General features: G+C 67.8%; 26 protein-coding genes and 1 tRNA gene. 16 read left to right on the top strand and 11 right to left on the bottom strand.

The window, feature by feature from the left end; genetic code table 11:
* Nucleotides 1–58: 58 nt before the first annotated feature.
* The 5 genes from WH5701_RS01265 to WH5701_RS01245 form a co-directional block, all read right to left on the bottom strand.
* Complete coding sequence (locus WH5701_RS01265) at nucleotides 59–703, bottom strand: prepilin-type cleavage/methylation domain-containing protein (protein ID WP_156776487.1); 645 nt, start codon at nucleotides 701–703, stop codon at nucleotides 59–61.
* 11 nt (nucleotides 704–714) lie between these two features.
* Nucleotides 715–1,251, bottom strand: a complete 537-nt coding sequence (locus tag WH5701_RS01260; protein WP_006170074.1) for a GspH/FimT family protein — start codon at nucleotides 1,249–1,251, stop codon at nucleotides 715–717.
* Nucleotides 1,248–1,640, bottom strand: coding sequence for a hypothetical protein (locus WH5701_RS01255; RefSeq protein ID WP_006170073.1), 393 nt, complete (start codon nucleotides 1,638–1,640; stop codon nucleotides 1,248–1,250). The genes WH5701_RS01260 and WH5701_RS01255 overlap by 4 nt, the downstream gene beginning before the upstream one ends.
* A complete protein-coding gene (locus tag WH5701_RS15570) occupies nucleotides 1,637–2,167 on the bottom strand; it encodes a hypothetical protein (RefSeq protein WP_006170072.1) in 531 nt (176 codons plus the stop codon). The genes WH5701_RS01255 and WH5701_RS15570 overlap by 4 nt, the downstream gene beginning before the upstream one ends.
* 107 nt (nucleotides 2,168–2,274) lie before the next feature.
* Complete coding sequence (locus WH5701_RS01245) at nucleotides 2,275–3,408, bottom strand: ATP-binding protein (RefSeq protein ID WP_006170071.1); 1,134 nt, start codon at nucleotides 3,406–3,408, stop codon at nucleotides 2,275–2,277.
* Between the two features lie 119 nt (nucleotides 3,409–3,527).
* Between WH5701_RS01245 and WH5701_RS01240 the strand changes: the two genes are divergently transcribed.
* Nucleotides 3,528–3,719, top strand: a complete 192-nt coding sequence (locus tag WH5701_RS01240; protein WP_006170070.1) for a type II toxin-antitoxin system VapB family antitoxin — start codon at nucleotides 3,528–3,530, stop codon at nucleotides 3,717–3,719.
* On the opposite strand, the gene WH5701_RS01235 is transcribed toward WH5701_RS01240, so the two are convergent.
* Nucleotides 3,720–4,109 carry a nucleotidyltransferase domain-containing protein gene (locus WH5701_RS01235; protein WP_037979359.1) on the bottom strand — a complete coding sequence of 130 codons (390 nt, stop codon included), beginning with the start codon at nucleotides 4,107–4,109 and terminating at the stop codon, nucleotides 3,720–3,722.
* Nucleotides 4,110–4,123: 14 nt separating this feature from the next.
* Nucleotides 4,124–4,753, bottom strand: a complete 630-nt coding sequence (locus WH5701_RS01230) for a Uma2 family endonuclease (protein ID WP_006170068.1) — start codon at nucleotides 4,751–4,753, stop codon at nucleotides 4,124–4,126.
* A gap of 93 nt (nucleotides 4,754–4,846) precedes the next feature.
* On the opposite strand from WH5701_RS01230, the gene WH5701_RS01225 reads away from it, so the two are divergent.
* From WH5701_RS01225 to WH5701_RS17885, 3 genes are read left to right on the top strand one after another with little or no spacing between them, the layout of a single operon-like run.
* Nucleotides 4,847–5,041 carry a type II toxin-antitoxin system VapB family antitoxin gene (locus WH5701_RS01225; RefSeq protein ID WP_006170067.1) on the top strand — a complete coding sequence of 65 codons (195 nt, stop codon included), beginning with the start codon at nucleotides 4,847–4,849 and terminating at the stop codon, nucleotides 5,039–5,041.
* Between the two features lie 32 nt (nucleotides 5,042–5,073).
* Complete coding sequence (locus WH5701_RS17370; RefSeq protein ID WP_006170066.1) at nucleotides 5,074–5,211, top strand: hypothetical protein; 138 nt, start codon at nucleotides 5,074–5,076, stop codon at nucleotides 5,209–5,211.
* Nucleotides 5,201–5,341 (top strand): hypothetical protein, encoded by a 141-nt coding sequence (locus WH5701_RS17885; RefSeq protein ID WP_198005110.1) that lies wholly within the window; start codon nucleotides 5,201–5,203, stop codon nucleotides 5,339–5,341. The genes WH5701_RS17370 and WH5701_RS17885 overlap by 11 nt, the downstream gene beginning before the upstream one ends.
* Here WH5701_RS17885 and lepA read toward each other — a convergent pair.
* On the bottom strand, nucleotides 5,313–7,121 hold the full coding sequence (lepA, locus tag WH5701_RS01220; protein WP_006170064.1) for a translation elongation factor 4: 1,809 nt from the start codon (nucleotides 7,119–7,121) through the stop codon (nucleotides 5,313–5,315). The two genes, WH5701_RS17885 and lepA, sit on opposite strands and share 29 nt — an antisense overlap.
* 216 nt (nucleotides 7,122–7,337) lie before the next feature.
* On the opposite strand from lepA, the gene WH5701_RS01215 reads away from it, so the two are divergent.
* From WH5701_RS01215 to WH5701_RS01180, 8 genes are all read left to right on the top strand, one after another.
* Nucleotides 7,338–7,562 (top strand): type II toxin-antitoxin system Phd/YefM family antitoxin, encoded by a 225-nt coding sequence (locus tag WH5701_RS01215; protein ID WP_037979971.1) that lies wholly within the window; start codon nucleotides 7,338–7,340, stop codon nucleotides 7,560–7,562.
* A 3-nt stretch (nucleotides 7,563–7,565) separates the two neighbouring features.
* Nucleotides 7,566–7,955 (top strand): type II toxin-antitoxin system VapC family toxin, encoded by a 390-nt coding sequence (locus WH5701_RS01210; protein ID WP_006170062.1) that lies wholly within the window; start codon nucleotides 7,566–7,568, stop codon nucleotides 7,953–7,955.
* 62 nt (nucleotides 7,956–8,017) lie between these two features.
* The gene (locus WH5701_RS01205; protein ID WP_006170061.1) at nucleotides 8,018–8,311 is read left to right on the top strand and encodes a NifU family protein; all 294 of its coding nucleotides are present in this window, start codon (nucleotides 8,018–8,020) and stop codon (nucleotides 8,309–8,311) included.
* Nucleotides 8,312–8,376: 65 nt separating this feature from the next.
* Nucleotides 8,377–9,669: a serine--tRNA ligase gene (serS, locus tag WH5701_RS01200; protein WP_006170060.1), complete on the top strand. Its 1,293-nt coding sequence runs from the start codon at nucleotides 8,377–8,379 to the stop codon at nucleotides 9,667–9,669.
* A 57-nt stretch (nucleotides 9,670–9,726) separates the two neighbouring features.
* Nucleotides 9,727–10,815 carry an RIP metalloprotease RseP gene (gene rseP, locus WH5701_RS01195; protein ID WP_006170059.1) on the top strand — a complete coding sequence of 363 codons (1,089 nt, stop codon included), beginning with the start codon at nucleotides 9,727–9,729 and terminating at the stop codon, nucleotides 10,813–10,815.
* Between the two features lies 1 nt (nucleotide 10,816).
* Nucleotides 10,817–11,503: an endonuclease III gene (nth, locus tag WH5701_RS01190; RefSeq protein ID WP_006170058.1), complete on the top strand. Its 687-nt coding sequence runs from the start codon at nucleotides 10,817–10,819 to the stop codon at nucleotides 11,501–11,503.
* 34 nt (nucleotides 11,504–11,537) lie between these two features.
* Nucleotides 11,538–11,840 (top strand): 30S ribosomal protein S14, encoded by a 303-nt coding sequence (rpsN, locus tag WH5701_RS01185; RefSeq protein WP_006170057.1) that lies wholly within the window; start codon nucleotides 11,538–11,540, stop codon nucleotides 11,838–11,840.
* 123 nt (nucleotides 11,841–11,963) lie between these two features.
* Nucleotides 11,964–14,087 carry a polyribonucleotide nucleotidyltransferase gene (locus WH5701_RS01180; protein ID WP_037979357.1) on the top strand — a complete coding sequence of 708 codons (2,124 nt, stop codon included), beginning with the start codon at nucleotides 11,964–11,966 and terminating at the stop codon, nucleotides 14,085–14,087.
* A gap of 142 nt (nucleotides 14,088–14,229) precedes the next feature.
* Here WH5701_RS01180 and WH5701_RS01175 read toward each other — a convergent pair whose 3' ends face one another.
* The gene (locus WH5701_RS01175) at nucleotides 14,230–15,165 is read right to left on the bottom strand and encodes a 3'(2'),5'-bisphosphate nucleotidase CysQ (RefSeq protein WP_006170055.1); all 936 of its coding nucleotides are present in this window, start codon (nucleotides 15,163–15,165) and stop codon (nucleotides 14,230–14,232) included.
* Here WH5701_RS01175 and rsmI point away from each other — a divergent pair.
* Together rsmI and WH5701_RS01165 are read left to right on the top strand one after the other, a co-directional pair.
* Nucleotides 15,164–16,048 carry a 16S rRNA (cytidine(1402)-2'-O)-methyltransferase gene (rsmI, locus tag WH5701_RS01170; RefSeq protein WP_006170054.1) on the top strand — a complete coding sequence of 295 codons (885 nt, stop codon included), beginning with the start codon at nucleotides 15,164–15,166 and terminating at the stop codon, nucleotides 16,046–16,048. The genes WH5701_RS01175 and rsmI overlap by 2 nt on opposite strands.
* 64 nt (nucleotides 16,049–16,112) lie before the next feature.
* A complete protein-coding gene (locus WH5701_RS01165) occupies nucleotides 16,113–16,337 on the top strand; it encodes a hypothetical protein (RefSeq protein ID WP_006170053.1) in 225 nt (74 codons plus the stop codon).
* Here the strand turns inward: WH5701_RS01165 and WH5701_RS01160 are convergent.
* Entirely contained in the window at nucleotides 16,334–17,224 is an 891-nt protein-coding gene (locus tag WH5701_RS01160; RefSeq protein ID WP_006170052.1) for a helix-turn-helix domain-containing protein, read from the bottom strand. The genes WH5701_RS01165 and WH5701_RS01160 overlap by 4 nt on opposite strands.
* A 40-nt stretch (nucleotides 17,225–17,264) precedes the next feature.
* On the opposite strand from WH5701_RS01160, the gene WH5701_RS01155 reads away from it, so the two are divergent.
* Nucleotides 17,265–17,338, top strand: a tRNA-Arg gene (locus WH5701_RS01155).
* Between the two features lie 143 nt (nucleotides 17,339–17,481).
* On the top strand, nucleotides 17,482–17,970 hold the full coding sequence (locus WH5701_RS16465) for a cupin domain-containing protein (RefSeq protein WP_006170049.1): 489 nt from the start codon (nucleotides 17,482–17,484) through the stop codon (nucleotides 17,968–17,970).
* On the opposite strand, the gene WH5701_RS01145 is transcribed toward WH5701_RS16465, so the two are convergent.
* Nucleotides 17,885–18,763 carry an acyl-CoA desaturase gene (locus WH5701_RS01145; protein WP_006170047.1) on the bottom strand — a complete coding sequence of 293 codons (879 nt, stop codon included), beginning with the start codon at nucleotides 18,761–18,763 and terminating at the stop codon, nucleotides 17,885–17,887. The genes WH5701_RS16465 and WH5701_RS01145 overlap by 86 nt on opposite strands.
* Nucleotides 18,764–18,820: the final 57 nt, after the last annotated feature.

Genomic DNA, 18,820 nt, shown 5'->3' with positions numbered 1-18,820 from the left:
ATTTTTGGATAACTTTTGTGCTGTTCTTCGAGCCATCGAATCCAAGCTCGTAGGAACTTTACCCAGCCCCAGCCACCGCCTCACTGCGCACCCGCTGCACCGGCCCGCCACCATCAGCGAAGCTCTGCTCCAGCCGCATCGCCACCAGCTGGCTGGCCGGATCCAGGCAGGCCGAAAAGGGCAACCCCATGGACCCATTCAGGGCCGTGGCACCCGGCAAGTGTCCGCAACCCGTCCAGCGGCTGGGGTCGATCGCCAGGCCATCCACCACCACCCGGCTCAGCGAAGCGCTGCTGGGGTCGATGCGCCCCTCCAGCCCATAGGCCGGCCCGCAACGCATCAGCACCTGGCCCCGCCAGATGCCGCTCGGCGGTGCCCCCACGGAATAGCTGATCAGCGTGCCCTGGCGCTTCAGCTGCAGCACCACCTGCCGGCCGGCCACCCCGCAGCTCACCGGCAGCGGCGCCGCCTCGTTCACCACCTCCGCGGCCCCCTCCAGATCCGTGCGGATCAGCGCCAGGGCCCGCCGTTGGTGGTTGCGTTCCCGCACCAGCCGCGAGAACTGCTGCGCGTTGCGCCCCTCCCCCAGCAGCGCCTCCACCACCACGCCACACAGCATCAGCCCCAGCGCCATCGCCAGCAGCAGCTCCACCAGCCCGAAGCCGGCGCTGGCCTGGTGTTTCGTCGTCTGAATCCTCGGCATCATCAGCGGTCTCACAGGCTTGAATCCGGGCTGCAGGCGCTGCTGTCGGGCCGGCCGCCGGGCGCGCCGCCGTAGCGGCCCACCCGCACCACCCCCAGGGGCAGGGCCATCACCAGGCAGCGGCGCAGTTCGGTGCCCTCACTGCTGAGCACAACCGTGCCGCCATCCAGCACCAGGCCGTTGCTGCTGAAACGCAGGGTGTCGGGCAGGTTGTGGCTCAGCTCGATCGTGCCGTTCTCCACCCCCTCACCCAGGGGCATCGCGGCCTGCTCGCAGCCGGCCAGCGACCCGCTCTGCGGCTCCTGCCATCCGCCCGGCGCCAGGCTGAGGCCGCAGGGTCGTCCCTGCCGTTCCGCCGCCGAGCGGCCCCGCTCGATCCCCAGCACCAGCCGCCGGGTGGCCACCTCCAGCCGCTGCCGCGCCATCGATTCGCCGCCGGCCTGGATCGCCAGCCCCGCCAGCAGCAGCAGCACCGTCACGCCCACCAGCAGCTCCGTGAGCGAAAAGCCCTGAGCGGGGCCCCTGCTTGCGGTGAATCGCCTGGTCATGGCCGGCACAGGCCATGGGCCGCGGGAGCGAACAGCCGCTTCCGCTCCAGGTCTTCCGCACGGGCCGTGATCCACAGAGCCCCGGCGCCTTCCGTCTCGGCGGCCTCCGCGCTCACCGAGACCCCCTCCGGCAGGGGAGCGGGAGCCGCGCTCAGCTGCAGGCCCGTCCACGCCGCCGCGGCGCCGCAGCTCATCGGCGCTGTCACCCCGGCGGCCGACACACGCAGCGCCCGCTCCCGCTGCAGCAGCGCCAGGTCGAGCTGGCCCAGCAGCTCCTGCCGCCGCTCGGCGCGATGGTTCCAGACCATGGCCGATCCCCACAGCTGCGCGGAGCCGTTCGCCGCCAGGGCGACCACCACCGACGACACCATCACCTCCACCAGCGTCATCGCCCCAGCCCCCGCAGACCCGCCACGTGCAGGGCTTGCGGGGCCTCCCCGGCCAGCTCCAGCGCGTACAACCGCTGCACGGCCCCGTCGCTCAGCTCCAGCCGCAGTTCACCCGGATGGCCCGCCGCTCCCGGCAGCCCCGGAGTCCACGACACCAGCCGGTAGTCGCTCTCGCCCACCCGTCCGCTCAGCAGGGGCCCAGGATCCAGCCCCGCCCCGCAGCCGGGCACCGGCGCGATCCAGGCACTGGAGGCCAGGGGCAGCAGGCAGGCGTGCGTACCGCTCAGGCGGCTCGCCACCTGCTCCGCCGCCGAGGCCAGGGCGTCCTCCAGCCGCCGCTGCTCCAGCTCCGCCGCCGCCAGCCGGCTGCCCTGCAGCGCCACCGTCTGCACCGACAGCGAACTCAGCATCAGCACCAGCGACACTCCGAAGGCCAGCGGCAGCAGAAAGCCCTGCTCAGCCTCCGGCGCTCGCCTGCGCCAGGTCCCCTGGGCCCGACAGCGTCGAGCCTTCCATGGAACCGCCATCGGCGGACTCCTCAATCAACCACCCCCCAAGCGTTCCCAGCCGGGGCGCGCTGCCGCACCCGGTTCAGTACAGGTGGGGCGATGGCTTCAACAAACGTTGCACGGGCTCAGAGCAGCGACTGATTCGGCGTCAGCCTCCGCAGAAAGGAGTCGCACGGCAGACAGAGGATCCCGTCGATCCTTAGCACCTCTGCTCCCAGATACAGCAGGGCAACACTGGCTTCTGGATAGTCGGCCTGGAACGCCCGCAAACCATGAAGATCGCAGGCGCCCACCTGGCGGCTGCGTTTCACCTCCAGGGCCACGAAGGTGCGGGGGCCGTAGATCACGAAGTCCACCTCCCGACCCGCCCGCGTGCGCCAGAAGAACAAGCGATCTCCTTCCCTTCGGTAGGCCAGCCAGGCGCGCAGGTGCTGGGCCACGAGCTCCTCCAGGGCCAACCCTTCGATCTCCTCGGCGCCATCCAATGGACCGGCAGGCCGCAACGAGCGAAACACGCCGGCGTCAAAAAAGAAGAACTTCTCATGGGCCACCAGCTGCCGCTTGGCGCGCCGGCTGAACACCGGCACACGGAAGGCCAGCAGCAGATCCTCGAGGATGCCCAGATAGCCCTCCACCGTTTTGCGGCTCACCTGACACTCGCGCGCCACTTCAGAGAGATTGAGCAGGGAGCCATGCGAAAAGCTGATCGCTTCCAGGAACCGGGCGAAGGCGCCCACGTCCCGCACCATCGCCTCCGCCTGCACCTCCTCGCGCAGGTAGAGGGAGGCATAGGAGCGGAGCGTTTCTCCCGGCTCGGCGGCCTCCCAGACCAACGGCACCAGCCCGATTCGCAGTGCCTCCTCCAGACGGAAGTCGTCACCCAGCTCCGCCGCCATGAACGGATGCAGGGAAGCCTCCACCAACCGACCCGCCAGCAGGTTCCAGCTGCCGCGCCGTAATTGGCGGGCGCTGGATCCAGTGAGCACAAAGCGCAGCTGGGGCCGCTGCTCCACCAGGGCATGCACCACATCCAGCAGCGCAGGCACCTTCTGGACCTCATCGATCACCACGGTGGTGCGGCCGGGCTCCGCCGCCAGCCGCTCACGCAAGCGTTCGGGCCTTGCCTGATGCAGCCGCTGCGCCTCCGGATCGAGCAGATCGAGCCAGAGCGCCTCCGCCTGGGTCTGGCGCAACCAGGTCGACTTGCCAGTCCCGCGCGGCCCGAACAGAAAGAAGCTGCCCGCTGGCGCCTTGAACAATCGCCCTACCGCCGCCAAAAACGCAGCCGTTCTGGAGTTTGCGTCGCCATTTTGCATTCTTTTGGCCTTCTGCTCAGGCCTTGGCGCCGCAGGCGGGGCTCAGCGGCTCAAAATTGGGCATGCGCATCACTCTCAATCTCGACGACGAGCTCCTCAGTCAGGCTCAGCAGCTCAGTGGCATCAACGAGCGCACCCAGCTGGTCCGCGAAGCGCTCAAAGCCCTCGTGCAACGCGAAAGCGCCCGCCGGCTTGCCGCCCTCGGTGGTTCCGAGCCCAAGCTCGAATCCATTCCCCGTCGCCTGGCCTACTGATTACTGATTAAGCGTCGCCGCCGGCGGCGATGGAGCGATCAGCCAGCGCAGGTCGCGCGCAAGCGTTGCCGCCAGCTTCGGGTTCCATTGGGGGAGGCTCTCCCACTCCCGGCGGCTGTAGACGAGCAGGTCGGTGGCCAGCGGAAGATCGGCCGTGTCCCAGGGCCGCAGGCGTTCCCAGATCGGCAGCTCGCACTGCCGCAGCACCAGCAGCAGATCCAGGTCGCTGCCCACACCGGCATCGCCGCGGCCGTAGGAGCCGAACACACCCACAGCCTCCAGCTCCGGATGGGCCGCCGCCTGGCGCTCGGCCCACCGGCCCGCCGCCTCAAGCACGCTCTCGGAACTGGGCCAGCGCAGCACGGACCCACTTAATGATCGCTGTGGCATGGAACAGGCCCTGCTCAAACGTCCCAGATCGGCGCCAGCTCCAGCACCAGGCCCGCGAACAGCTCCCCAGCATCCAGCTCCTTGGCGTCGTCGAGGCGCTCAGGGGCGGTAGCCCCTGAGCGCCAGATCTCCACGGCCCTCTCCTCGGGCAGCAACAACCAGCCCAGCTGCGCCCCATTGGCCTGGTAGCCGTCCATCTTCTGGCGGAGCGCACTGGCGCCACGGGGCCCTCCTTCGTCGGACGCGCAGACCAGTTCCACCACCAGATCGAGGCAGAGGGGCGCAAAGCCACGGCGCTGCTCGGGGGTGAGAGCCTGCCAGCGATCCAGACGCACCAGCGAGGCATCGGGGCTCAGCACCGAGCCATCAGGCAGGCGAAATCCAGTGGAGCTATCGAACGCTTTCATGGGCAGGCCACTCCGGCGAAGCGCCCACCAGAGCAACGCCCCAAGGACCTGGTTGCGGGCGCCGGTTTCGCTGCCGGTGGGGGTCATGGCCATGAGGCGGCCATCGGCCATCAGTTCGAGCACCGCATCTGGATTGGCCTGGCACACCAGCTCGAACTGATCGGGGCTGAGCCGCAAATCCCAGGGCAGCTGCAGCGGCTGCAGGGCCGGAGACGGGAGTGGCTGGGCCAGCGTCATGAAGCTTCCCCCTGCTGAACCCCACCGTAACGAAATCGCTCGGCCCGGGCTGTCAGGGCTTGAGTCGCACGTCGCGACAGCAGACTCGTTGCTATGCGCACCACCCTCACCCTCGACGACGATCTGCTCGCTCAGGCCGGAACCCTCAGCGGCATCAAGGAGCGCACCCAGCTGATCCGCGAGGCCCTCAAGGCTCTGATCGAGCGGGAACGCTCACGCCGGCTGGTCATCATGGGCGGCTCCGAGACCCAGATCGGACCACCCCCGCGCCACCGCCAGCTCTACTGATTCAGCCCTAGCGAGACAGCTTGTCGCTATCAATGACTGATAGCAATCCCAGAGGCGCCAAGGCGCAGCTCCTGATTCGCCAGCTGGCTCGCCTGCGGGCCACCACACCGGCAGCGGGCCGCAGCCTTGACGTGGCAGCCCTGATTCGCGAGGACCGGGATGGCCGCTGATTCAGGCCCTCGGGTGGACGACTGCCTCTACGTGGCCCTGCCCGAACAGGAGCGGGCCATCCTGATCACGGCGGACAGCGGCTACGGATTGAGCGGCGGCTCTACTGATTCAGCTTCAGCACCGCCATGAAGGCTTCCTGGGGCACATCCACCTTGCCCATCGCCTTCATACGCTTCTTGCCCTTCGCCTGCTTCTTCAGCAGCTTCTTCTTGCGGGAGATGTCACCGCCATAGCACTTGGCGAGCACATCCTTGCGGATGGCGCTGATGCTCTCGCTGGCGATGATGCGGCTGCCGATCGAGGCCTGGATCGGAATCTTGAACTGCTGCCTGGGGATCAGTTCCTTCAGCTTCTCCACCAGGCCCTTGCCCACGTTGTAGGCCTTGTCGCGGTGCACGATCGTGGTGAGTGGATCGGCCTTCTCGCTGTTGATCAACACATCGAGGCGCACCAGTTCGTTCTTGCGGTAGCCGATCAGGCTGTACTCCATCGAGGCATAGCCCTTGGTGCGACTCTTCATCTGATCGAAGAAATCCGTTACCACCTCCGCCAGCGGCATCTCGTAGTGCAGCGTCACCCGATCGGTGGTGATGAACTTCATGTCGATGAACTCACCACGCCGCTCCTGGCACAGCTCCATCAGGGCACCGTTGTAGGTATTGGGGGTGTAGATCTCCAGTTTCACATAGGGTTCTTCGATCGATTCCCGCTTCTGCGGATCAGGAAGCGTGGCGGGGTTGTCCACCATCTGCGTGCTGCCGTCGATCATGTTCACCCGGTAGATCACCGAGGGGGCCGTCACGATCAGATCGAGGTCGTACTCCCGCTCCAGCCGCTCCTGCACGATTTCCATGTGCAGCAGCCCCAGGAAGCCGCAGCGGAAGCCGAAGCCCATGGCGCTGCTGGTTTCCGGTTCGTACTTCAGCGCTGCATCGGAGAGCTTGAGCTTGTCAAGCGCCTCACGCAGATCGGGGTACTGATCGGCATCGGTGGGGAACAGGCCGCAGAACACCATCGGCTTGGCCTCGGTGTAGCCCGGCAACGGCTCGCTCACCGGATCGGCCACCAGGGTGATCGTGTCGCCCACCCGCGCATCGGCCACCGCCTTGATCGAGGCGGAGAGATAGCCCACCTCACCGGCATGGAGGCTCTCCACCTGGCGCTGGTCGGGCGCCATCACCCCCACTTCATCGAGTTCGTAGCTGGTCTTGCTGGCCATCAGCAGCACCTTGTCTTTCTTCGCCACCTGGCCGCTGATCACCCGGAAGTACACGATCACGCCCCGGTAGGGGTCGTAGTAGGAGTCGAAGATCAGCGCACGCAGCTGTTCGTTCACGCGGTCGGGCGGTGCCGGCACCCGCTCCACGATCGCTTCGAGGATCTCGGGAATACCCAGGCCCGTCTTGGCGGAGCAATCGATCGCCTTGGAGGTGTCGAGCCCGATGATCGCCTCGATCTCCTCCTTGATCCGCTCGGGATCAGCACCGGGCAGATCGATCTTGTTGAGCACCGGAATGATCTCCAGATCATTCTCCAGCGCCAGATACACATTCGCCAGCGTCTGTGCCTCCACCCCCTGGCTGGCATCCACAACCAGCAGGGCGCCTTCACAAGCCTGCAGGCTGCGGCTCACCTCATAGGAGAAATCCACATGGCCCGGGGTGTCGATCAGGTTGAGGATGTAGGTCTCCCCATCGGCCGCGGTGTACTCCATCCGCGCGGCCTGGAGCTTGATCGTGATCCCCCGCTCCCGCTCCAGCTCCATGTTGTCGAGGAACTGGGCCTGCATGTCGCGGGCCGCCACCGTTCCCGTGTCCTGCAGCAACCGGTCGGCCAGGGTCGACTTGCCGTGGTCGATGTGGGCAATGATGCAGAAATTGCGGATCCGCTGAACGGGAACGTCGGTCATGCGCGTCGTAGGCCCGACAACCCCTGAAGGCCGCCGAAAGATCGGCTGATCCTAGGCAGGCATTTCGGATCAAACTAGACTAAGTCTTGGTTCAGTCCGGCTGCCATGGGATCGCCCATCCCCAAGACCCGTTCTGAGCCAGCCAACTCAGAGCCAGCCAACTCAGAGCCAGCCAACTCAGAGCCAGCCGATTCAGAGCCGGCCTGCAGCCAACAGGTGAATGTGCACCAGGCCAAGAGCCAGCTGTCGCGCCTGCTTCACGACGTGGAGGCCGGCCGGGAGGTGGTGATCGCCCGTTCCGGTGTGCCGATCGCCCGGCTTGTTCCCTGGCGCCCCCCCAGCCAGGGGGTGGCACCACCCGGCGCCCTGGCCGGTGAGATCACACTGACCGACGATTTCGACCACCCCCTCGAGGAGCTGTTCGACAGCCTCGCGACTTGAGCGATGGCGCGGCTGTTGCTCGACACCCATCTGGTCCTGTGGTGGCTCGCCGATGACCCGCGCCTTCCAGCCGCTGCGGTTCCTCTGGTGAGGGATCCGGCCAACACGGTGTTCGTCAGCCAGGCCTCGCTCTGGGAGATCGCCATCAAGCAGGGGCTCGGGCGTCTCTCGGTGGATCTGGTCCGTCTGGAGCAGGCGATTCCCCAGCAGGGCTTTCGCTGGCTGGCCCTGCGCAACACCCATCTGCTGGCCGTGGCCGAGCTGGAGGCCGTCGTCGGTCACCGCGATCCATTTGATCGGCTGCTGATCGCCCAGAGCCGTCGGGAACCGCTGCTGCTGTTGAGCGTCGACCGCCAGCTGGCCGCCTATGGGCCCACCGTGCAGATCGTGTGAGTGGGAACCCAGCCAGGATCCGCCAGTGGCTTCCTAAGGTCATCTCAACGATCCCCAGAGCCATGAGCACTGAAACCGCCACCCCAGACACCAGCGCCAGCGTCGAGGCCCCGATCAGCGACCCCCGCGCCCTCACGGTCGAGAACGTCGAGCGGGTGCTCGATGAGCTCCGTCCCTACCTGATGGCCGATGGCGGCAACGTCGAGATCGTCGAGATCGACGGCCCCACCGTGAAGGTGCGTCTGCAGGGCGCCTGCGGCAGCTGCCCCAGCAGCACCATGACCCTGAAGATGGGCATCGAGCGCAAGCTGCGCGAGGCGATCCCCGAAGTGAACGAAGTGGTGCAGGTGCTCTGAGGCCCTTCCACGAGGCCTGCTCCAGCACCAGTCCGTAGGCTGCACGCGCCTTCGCCTCTGGAGCCGTGCTGGATCAGCGCCTGCTGCGCGACAACCCCGAGCTGATCGTCGAGCAGCTCGGGCGGCGGGGCATGACACTCGATCTCACGGCCCTGCAGCTGATCGCCCGCCAGGAGCGTGATCTTGAGCAGCAACGCAGTGATCTGCAGGCCGAAGGCAACCGCATCGGCCGCCAGGTGGGCGAGCTGATCCGCGGCGGCGAAGCGCCCCACAGCCCCGAGGTGCAGGCCCTGCGCGATCGGGGCAACACCATCAAGCAACAGGTGGCGGTGCTCGAGGAGGAGGAGAAATCCCTCGAAACCCGTCTGCGCGAGCAGCTGCTCGCCTTCCCCAACCTGCCCTCCCCCCACTGCCCCGATGGGGCCGGCGAAGCCGAGAACGTGGAGCGGCGGCGCTGGGGCACACCCCGCATGCCGGTGGCCGGTGAGCCGTCCCTCGAGGAGCACTGGCAGATCGCCGAGCGCCTCGGCCTGATCGACAGCGAACGCTCGGTGCGCATCGCCCAGAGCCGCTTCGTCACCCTGATCGGCCAGGGCGCCCGGCTGGAGCGGGCCCTGATCAGCTTCATGCTCGATCAGCACGCCAGCCGCGGTTACCGTGAGATGCTGCCGCCGATCCTGGTCAACAGCGCCAGCCTCACCGCCTCCGGCCAGCTGCCCAAGTTCGCCGAGGAAAGCTTCAGCTGCGCCGACGACGACCTCTGGCTCACCCCCACCGCCGAGGTGCCGCTCACCTCGTTTCACCGCGACGAGATTCTTGCGGCCGAGCAGCTGCCGCTCAAGTACGCCGCCTACACCCCCTGCTTCCGCCGCGAGGCCGGCTCCTACGGCCGCGACACCCGCGGCCTGATCCGCCTGCACCAGTTCAACAAAGTGGAGCTGTACTGGTTCTGCCATCCGGATGAATCGGAAGCAGCCCATGCCCAGCTCACCGCCGACGCCGAGGCGATCCTGCAGTCCCTCGAGCTGCCCTACCGGGTGCTCGATCTCTGTTGCGGTGATCTGGGCTTTTCGGCCGCCCGCACGTTCGATCTCGAGGTGTGGCTGCCCGGAGCCGGCGCCTACCGCGAAATTTCCAGCTGCAGCACCTGCGGCGAGTTCCAGGCGCGGCGCGCCTCGATCCGCTTCAAGGACGGCAAGAAAACCCGCCTGCTGCACACCCTCAACGGCAGTGGTCTGGCGGTGGGGCGCACCATGGCCGCCCTGCTCGAAACCGGCCAGCAGGCCGACGGAAGCGTGCGCCTGCCGGAGGTCCTGGTGCCCTACATGGGCTGCGATCGCCTGGTGCCGGAAGCCTGAAGGGAACGCCCCAGGCCTGAAACCCCCAGAATGAGTGTCTTGCGCAACAAAGCCTGAATGGGCGTTCTCACGGCACTGGCGATCCTGGCGGGCCTGATCGTGGTGCACGAAGCCGGCCATTTCCTCGCCGCCACCTGGCAGGGCATCCGCGTCAGCGGCTTCTCGATCGGGTTCGGCCCGGCCCTGCTGCAGCGCCAGCGCCGGGGCGTGCAGTTCGCCCTGCGGGCCATCCCCCTGGGCGGCTATGTCGCCTTCCCCGACGACGAGGAGGACAGCGAGATCCCCAGCGATGATCCCGACCTGCTGCGCAACCGCCCCCTGCCCCAGCGGGCCCTGGTGATCGCCGCCGGCGTCATCGCCAACCTGCTGCTGGCCTGGGCCGTGCTCTTCGGTCAGGGGCTGATGGTGGGTGTGCCCGCCGGCTTCAGCGCCACGCCGGGCGTCCTGGTGGCGGCAGTGCAGCAGGGCCAGCCCGCCGCCGCCTCCGGCCTGATGGCCGGCGATCGCATCCTCAGCATCGGCGGTGTGCCCGTGGGTGGTGGCTCCAAGGCCGTGGTCGATCTGGTGGCCGACATCCAGGGAGCCCCGGAGCGGACGCTGCAGATCCAGGCCGAGCGCGCCGGTGAAACCCTCAGCCTGCGGCTCACCCCCGCCGATCGCGATGGCATCGGCCGCATCGGCGCCCAGCTCCAGCCCAACGGCAGTGAGGTGTTCCGACCCGCCAAGGGGCCGCTTGAGCTTTTCGGCCAGACCAACCGTGTCTTCGTACAGCTGATCCGCCGCACCGTTGATGGCTTCGTGGCCCTGGTCACCCACTTCGGTGAAACCGCTCCCCAGGTGTCGGGGCCGGTGAAGATCGTCGAGATGGGCGCCAGCCTGGCCCGCCAGGGCGGCGGCAGCCTGTTCGTGTTCGCCGCGCTGATCTCGATCAACCTGGCGGTGCTCAACGCCCTGCCCCTGCCGCTGCTCGATGGCGGTCAGTTCGCCTTGCTGCTGCTCGAGGGCCTGCGGGGCCGGCCCCTGCCCGACCGCCTGCAGATGGCCTTCATGCAGTCGGGCTTCCTGCTGCTGGTGGGCCTGAGCGTGGTGCTGATCGTCAAGGACACCAGCCAGCTCTCGGCGGTGCAGCAGCTGCTCGGCCGCTGAGGTGCCCCGCTTTGCCACGGCCCGAGCGCGGGCGCCACTGATCCTGGAGCGCCTGGCCCTCCACTACCCCCACGCCACCTGCTCACTTGATTGGCGCACCCCCTGGGAGCTGCTGGTGGCCACCATGCTCTCGGCCCAGTGCACCGACGAACGGGTCAATCTGGTCACCCCGGCTCTGTTCGAGCGCTTCCCCGATGCGGACGCCGCCGCCGCGGTGAGCTCCAGCGAGGTGGAGCCCTACGTGAAGTCCACCGGCTTCTTCCGCAACAAGGCCAGGAACATCGTGGCGGCCTCGCAGCTGTTGATCGAGCGCCACGACGGCGCGGTGCCGGCCTCGATGGAGGAACTGCTGGAGCTGCCGGGGGTGGCGCGCAAGACGGCCAACGTGGTGCTGGCCCATGCCTTCGGCATCAACGCCGGCGTCACGGTCGACACCCACGTGCGCCGGCTGAGCAACCGGCTCGGGCTCACCCGCCAGAGCGACCCGCGCCGGATCGAGCCCGACCTGATGAAGCTCCTGCCGCAGCCGGAATGGGAGAACTTCTCGATCCGGCTGATCTTCCATGGCCGCGCCGTCTGCAACGCGCGCAAGCCCCTCTGCGCCGGCTGCCCCCTCGCTGATCTCTGCCCCAGCCATCCTGACCACGGCCCGAGTGGCCGCCGGGAAGGGCGTCAGGCCACGCGCTAGGCTCAACCCCCACTGAACGAATTGCAGCAGCCGCATGGCGAAGAAGTCGATGATTGCGCGCGACGTGAAGCGCAAGAAAATTGTGGAGCGCTTCGCCGTCAAGCGCGCCGCGCTCAAGGCTTCCTTCGAAGCGGCCGCTGATCCCATGGAGCGCCTGGAGATCCACCGCAAGATCCAGAACCTTCCCCGTAACAGCGCCCCCAACCGTGTGCGCAACCGCTGCTGGGCCACCGGCAAGCCCCGCGGCTACTACCGCGATTTCGGTCTCTGCCGCAACCAGTTGCGCGAGCGCGCCCACAAGGGTCTGCTGCCCGGCGTCGTCAAGTCGAGCTGGTAAGCCACTCCGGCGCTAACGATCAGAAGCGCGAGGGTGGCCAGGTGCCACCCTTTTTTGCGCCGCCAGGCCCCGGCAGGCCCGAATGCGAGAATGGTGCGTGATAAAAAACGGACATAAGACGACGTGCCAGGACAGATTCAGACGGTCTCCTTCGATGGTCGGGAGATCCGGCTGACCACAGGTTTGTATGCCCCCCAAGCCGGGGGTTCAGTGCTGGTCGAATGCGGGGACACCGCCGTGCTGGTCACGGCCACCCGCTCCAAGGGACGCGAAGGGATCGACTTTCTCCCGCTCACCTGTGATTACGAGGAGCGCCTCTACGCCGCCGGCCGCATCCCGGGCAGCTTCTTCCGCCGCGAAGGCCGCCCGCCCGAGCGCGCCATCCTCACCACCCGCCTGATCGACCGGCCCCTGCGGCCCCTGTTCCCCTCCTGGCTGCGCGACGACCTGCAGGTGGTGGCCACCTGCCTGTCGCTGGATGAGCGGGTGCCGCCCGATGTGCTGGCGGTCACCGGCGCCTCGATCGCCACCCTGCTGGCGAAGATCCCCTTCAGCGGCCCGATGGCAGCCGTGCGCGTCGGCCTGCTCGGCGACGACTTCGTGCTCAACCCCAGCTACCGCGAGATCGAGCGCAGCGAGCTGGATCTGGTGGTGGCCGGCACCCCCACCGGTGTGGTGATGGTGGAAGCGGGCGCCAACCAGCTGCCCGAACAGGACGTGATCGAAGCGATCGACTTCGGCTACGAAGCCGTGGGCGAACTGATCAAGGCCCAGCAGAAGCTTCTCGCCGACCTCGGCATCGAACAGGTGTTCCCCGAACCCCAGGTTCAGGACCCTGCCCTGCCGGCCTTCCTGGAGCAGGAATGCGGCGCCGGCATCGGTGAGGTGCTCAAGCAGTTCAGCCTCACCAAGGCCGAGCGCGACGCCCAGCTTGATGTCATCAAGGCCGACGTGGCCCAGAAGATCGCCGGCCTCTCCGACGACGATCCGATCCGCGTGGCCGCCGCCGGCAAGGCCCTCGGCAACACCTACAAGGGCATCACCAAGAAGCTGATGCGCGCCCAGATCCTCAGCGAGGGCAAACGGGTCGATGGCCGCAACCTCGATGAGGTGCGCCCGATCAGCGCCGCCGTGGGTGTGCTGCCCAAGCGGGTGCATGGCTCCGGCCTGTTCCAGCGCGGGCTCACCCAGGTGCTGTCCACCGCCACCCTCGGCACCCCCAGCGATGCCCAGGAGATGGACGATCTCAACCCCATGGGTGAGAAGACCTACCTGCACCACTACAACTTCCCGCCCTATTCGGTCGGTGAAACCCGGCCGATGCGCTCCCCCGGCCGCCGCGAGGTGGGCCACGGCGCCCTGGCCGAGCGGGCGATCGTGCCCGTGCTTCCCCCCAAGGAGAGCTTCCCCTACGTGCTGCGGGTGGTCTCGGAGTGCCTCAGCTCCAACGGCTCCACCTCGATGGGCTCGGTGTGCGGCAGCACCCTGGCCCTGATGGATGCCGGCGTGCCGCTCAAGGCGCCCGTGAGCGGCGCCGCCATGGGCCTGATCAAGGAGGGCGATGAGGTGCGCATCCTCACCGACATCCAGGGCATCGAGGATTTCCTCGGCGACATGGACTTCAAGGTGGCCGGCACCGAGAAGGGCATCACCGCCCTGCAGATGGACATGAAGATCAGCGGTCTGGCGGTGAGCACCATCGCCGAGGCCGTCAACCAGGCCCGCCCTGCCCGGCTGCACATCCTCGAGAAGATGCTCGAGGCGATCGGCAAGCCCCGCAATGTGCTCTCCCCCCATGCCCCGCGCCTGCTCAGCTTCCGCATCGACCCGGAACTGATCGGCACCGTGATCGGCCCCGGCGGCCGCACGATCAAGGGCATCACCGAGCGCACCAACACCAAGATCGACATCGAAGACGGCGGCATCGTCACGATCGCCAGCCACGACGGCGCCGCCGCTGAGGAAGCTCAGCGGATCATCGAAGGTCTCACCCGCCGCGTCAGCGAAGGGGAGATGTTCAACGGCTCCGTCACCCGGATCATTCCGATCGGCGCCTTCGTGGAGATTCTCCCCGGCAAGGAGGGCATGATCCACATCTCCCAGCTCTCGGAAGCACGCGTGGAGAAGGTGGAAGATGTCATCAAAGTGGGCGACGCCGTGACCGTGCGGGTGCGCGAAATCGACAACCGCGGCCGCATCAACCTCACCCTGCGGGGCGTGGCCCAGGAGACGGTGCCTGTGGCCTGATCAAGCCTGTGACCTGATGAAGTCTCTGATCAGCCGGGCCTGATCAAACGTCAAACCTCAGTGCTCTTGATCACTGACAAGCTCTCAGCCGCTTTCACCCCTGGTGAGGCGGTTTTTTGCTGGATCTCAGCCAGCCCCCTGATCAGAGCTCGAAACCCGGATCGATTCGCGCCATGGCGGCGGCGGCCCGCTCACACAGTTCGGCATGGGCCAGACCATGGCTGGCGATCAGGCAACCGGCCTGCAATCCGTCACCCTTGTTGTAGTGAAGAGGGCGGCCATCGGCGTGGCTGAAGGCCCCGCCCGCCGCCCGCAGCACCGCTTCCGGCGCCGCCATGTCCCAGTCCTTCGGGGCGCTGCGGCCTGAAAGTGAGAGGTAAAGGTCGGTTTCGCCGCGTAGGATCGTGGCCACCTTGCAACCCACGCTGCCCACCGCCAGCGAGGAGCCCAGCTCCAGCGCCTGCACCAGCTGCTCCAGGCGCTGATCCCGGTGGTTACGGCTGGCCACCAGCACCAGCTCTCCCGGCTCACGGCGTTCACTGAGCTGGGGCGCGAAGTGCTCGCCGGCCGGATTCTCCCGCCAGGCGCCACCGATCAACTCCTCAGCCGCCGCGCCCACCAGACCGAACCAGAGCTCCTCCTTCTCAGGCAGCAGCACCACCCCGAGCACCGGCTGGCCCTGATGCACCAGCGCCAGATGCACCGCATATTCGCCGGTGCCCTGGAGGAAATCCTTGGTGCCATCCAGGGGATCGAGGATCCAGAGCCAGTCGGCCTCGAGGGGCACGCCGGCGCTGAGTTGCTCCTTGGCGGTCTCCTCGCTCAGCAGGGTCCAGGGGGCATCGGGAAAAGCCTGAGCGAGGCCCTCGAGCAGGTGCTGGTTCACCGCCAGATCAGCCGCCGTCACTGGCCCCTCGCCGCCTTCATCGACGCTCAGGGCCGCGCCATAGCCAAAGGGGGGCTGCTCGCCGCGGGCGTAGGCCCGCAGAATCGACCCCGACTCCCAGCACAGGCGCCGCAAGAGCACCAGCAGCTCCTCGAGATCGAGGCCGGCGGGCAGGCAGGGGGCAGCCATCATGGTCACGGCCAGGGTCGGACAGAGCCGCATTGTGGAGCAAGCCAGCGAACCCGCCTCAGGGGTGCTGTACCTGGTGGGAACACCGATCGGCAACCTCGGGGATCTCTCCCCCCGGGCCCGGCGGGTCCTGGAGGGGGTGGATCGCATCGCCTGCGAAGACACCCGCCATAGCGGCCAGCTGCTGGCCGGCCTGGGCATCCGCAGCCGTCTGCTCAGCTTTCACCAGCACAACCAGACCGCCCGCATCCCTGAGCTGCTCGCAGCCCTGACCGCGGGCGAAAGCCTGGCGGTGATCAGCGATGCGGGCCTGCCGGGCATCTCCGATCCCGGCGAGGCACTGGTGGCGGCCGCCCGCGCCGGCGGCCATGCGGTGATCTGCGTGCCCGGCCCCTGCGCGGTGACCACGGCCCTGGTGAGCAGCGGCCTGCCCAGTGGCCGCTTCTGCTTCGAGGGGTTCCTGCCGGCCAAGGCCAGCCAGCGCCGCCAGCGGCTCCAGGAGCTGGCGGCGGAGGAGCGCACGCTGGTGCTGTTCGAGGCGCCCCATCGGCTGATCGAGCTGCTCGACGACCTGCTCGTCACCCTGGGCGACCGGCCTATGCAGGTGGCGCGGGAGCTGACCAAACGCCATGAACAGCAGATCGGGCCCAGCGTGGGCGCCGCCCTGGAGCACTTCCGGCGGGTGCCGCCCCGTGGGGAGTGCACCCTGGTGATCGGCGGTGCCACGCCGGAGCAACCAGCGCTGCGCAGTGACGCCGAGCTGACCGAAGAGCTGCGCGGGAAGGTGGCTTCAGGCCTGAGCGCCAGTGATGCGGCCCGCCAGCTTGCCGCTGAGACCGGCCTCTCCCGCCGCAGCCTCTACGCCCTGCTGCACCAACCGGAGTGAGCGCCGCCAGCGCTGGATGGACCATGCTGAGGGTCAAGCTGCTCCACTCCCCTCCGTCTTGGCCATGCTGCTGCGCCTGCGCCTGTTGCTCACCAGCCTCGGCGGCGGTCTGCTGCTGCTGCTGATCCTCTGCCTCGGCGCCCAGAACCTGGAGGAGCGCCCGAGCCTGCGGCTGGGCATCGGCCGCAGCGCGCCCCTGCCCAGCGGCTTCCTGGTGGGGCTGGCGCTGGCGGCAGGGGTGATCAGCGGCGGCAGCGCCACCGCCCTGCTCCTGCCCCGCCGGGATTAACCGCCGGGGAGAGCGTAGAGCGCTCCTTCCAGCACCACCCGTGTGATGCCCTGCCCCACCAGATAGGTGGCCGTGCGCTGAATCACCTGGCTGTCGGGCATCTTGATCACCCGCTGGGTGCGGCCGCACTGACGCTTGGCCTGGCGCGGATTGGCGAACACCACCAGGGCCTGGCGCGCCTGCTCGTCGTCGGGGAGGGCGCCGAGCTCGGGGAAATCACTGAGGGGACGAGCCTGCAGCTCGACCGTCTTGTCCACCAGCATGTACAAGCTGGCGGGCAGGGGCGCGCTCTCCAGCGGCTGACAGACCACGGCCGAGCCCTCCTGAAGCCCCGAACCGAGGTTGGCGCCCGCCACCACCGGCACCATGGTGAAGACATTGCCTTCGGCATCGGTGTCATCCCCGTCGCCGTCGTCGCTCTCGCCGTCGTCGCCGTCCTCGCCCTCGGCGTCCTCACCGAAGTCATCGGCGTCGTCGATCGCCAGCACACCGGGGCCGGAGCCGTCGTCGTCGGGGTCGTTGTCGAGGACGTTCAACGGGTCGAGGTCGTCGTCCGCATTCCCGTTGGCGGCAGGCGCCTGGAAGGCCGGCTCAAGCATGGGCGCGACCTCCGGACTAGGCGCGACCTCCGGACTGGGCACGGCCTCCGGACTGGGCGCGGCTTCCGGCATGGTCGTCTCCAGGGGCGCCTCCAACTGGCCCACGGGGCGGCCACGCTCCTTCTTGAGCTGCTCGTAGAGCTCGGGGTCGAGGGCGCCTTTCACCACCCGGGTCACGGTGTTGGGGCTGCAGCCGAAGCCATCGGCGAGGGCGGCGCTGGATGCTCCAGCCCGCCATCGCTGCACCAGCTCCTGTTTCTGGGCGTCACTGAGCCGGGAGGCCGCCATCGAGCAAGTTGCGCAGCGGCCCAATCTAGGCTGATGCGGTGGGCCGTTAGCTCAGCTGGATAGAGCATGCGACTTCTAATCGCACGGTCGCTGGTTCGAATCCAGCACGGCCCGTTCCCCCATTCCCCAGCCTCTGGCGCGCCAGAAGCCTCACCAGCATTCCCTGACCTAACGGCGATTCGGTAGTAGCAGCGCCGACCGAAGCAGCGATTTGTCAACAATCTTGACAAATCCATTGAACCCGAGAGGACCGCCCCATGGCCCTCACACGACGCGTCGAACTGGTGCCGCTGGAGCGGACCTCCTCAGGCAATGCCCTCTTCAGCCAGGCCCAGCCCAGCGACGAAACCCTGATCGCCGATCTCGCCCCCCATCAGCCCGTCTCACTCTTCTGTCACCGCCGCCAGACCGATCAACTGATCCTGCTGCGCGGCTCCCTCGAGCTGGTGGTGCTGGAGGGCGGCAGGCTCGTGCTCATTCCCCTGCGGGAAGACGAACCGATGCTGGTGCGCATCCCCCCTGGCGTCCCCCACGGGGCGGTCAACAGCAGCCGCCATTACGCCACGGTGGTGAATGCAGTGCTGCGCCACGGCCCACCCGACCCGCGCGACTACAAGCCGCGGCCACTTCCCCACGGCCTGCAGGCGCAGTGGCGGGACCTCATGGGCGAGCCCGTGCCAGCAGGTCATCAGGTGCCGGCAAGCGCAGGCGATCGGCCCAGCCACAGCGCTCCAGGACGCGGATGAAGGCATAGGTGGGATCGGGCAGCCGCTGCACGCGGCCGCCGCTCACCCCATAGCCCTGCCGAACAGACCACTGGAAGGCGTGATGCAGGTTGTGCCAGCCCTCCCCGAGCGTGATCAGAGCCACCCAGGCGTTGTTGCGGCTCATGTCGTCGGTGATGAAGGGCTGATCACCGGCGAGGTGGGCCAGGGAATTCACCGTGGCCACCCCGTGGAAGAGCACTGTTGTGCTCAGGCAGAACGCCGCCAGCCACTCCAAGCCACCGAATGCATACGACAGGCCACCCAGAGCGAGCAGGGGCAGGAAATGCAGCCTGTCGATCAGGCGCAGCACCGGGTCGGCCTCGACATCGGCGGGCAGCCGCTCCGGGAAGAAGGAGGGCTGCAGCAGCCAGCCCACCTGCGAGCGCCAGAACCCTCGCAGTCCTGACTGGGGCTGCAGGGGCGAATGGGGATCCTGGTCCGTGTCCACATGGCGGTGATGGGCCAGGTGATGGGCCTTCCACCAGCTCGGCCCCATCTGCCCGGCGGAGGCCCCCACCAGGGCCCCGATCCAGACCACCAGCTTGGGCGCTCTGTAGCTGCCATGGGTGATCAGGCGGTGATAGATCGCCGTGGTGGCCAGCATCCGGACCACATAGAGGGCCAGGGCCCAGCTCGCCGCCTCCAGGCTCAGCCCAGTGGCCAGCAGCAGCAGGCAACCGAGGTGAGACAGGACGATGAAGACCGGTCCAAGGAAGTACAGGAAACGGGTGAGACCGGTAGTCAGAGGAAACCTCTGTGAAGAGATCTTCACGTTAGGTGGGCAGGGTGGGGAGCAACAGCGCTCCTCCCTAGCCTGAACTCCAGGGGG

This window comes from Synechococcus sp. WH 5701, assembly GCF_000153045.1.
GTDB lineage: Bacteria > Cyanobacteriota > Cyanobacteriia > PCC-6307 > Cyanobiaceae > Regnicoccus_A > Regnicoccus_A antarcticus.
The sequence above is the reverse complement of the archived record's forward strand: the minus strand, read 5'-3'. Positions and strand labels throughout refer to the sequence as shown.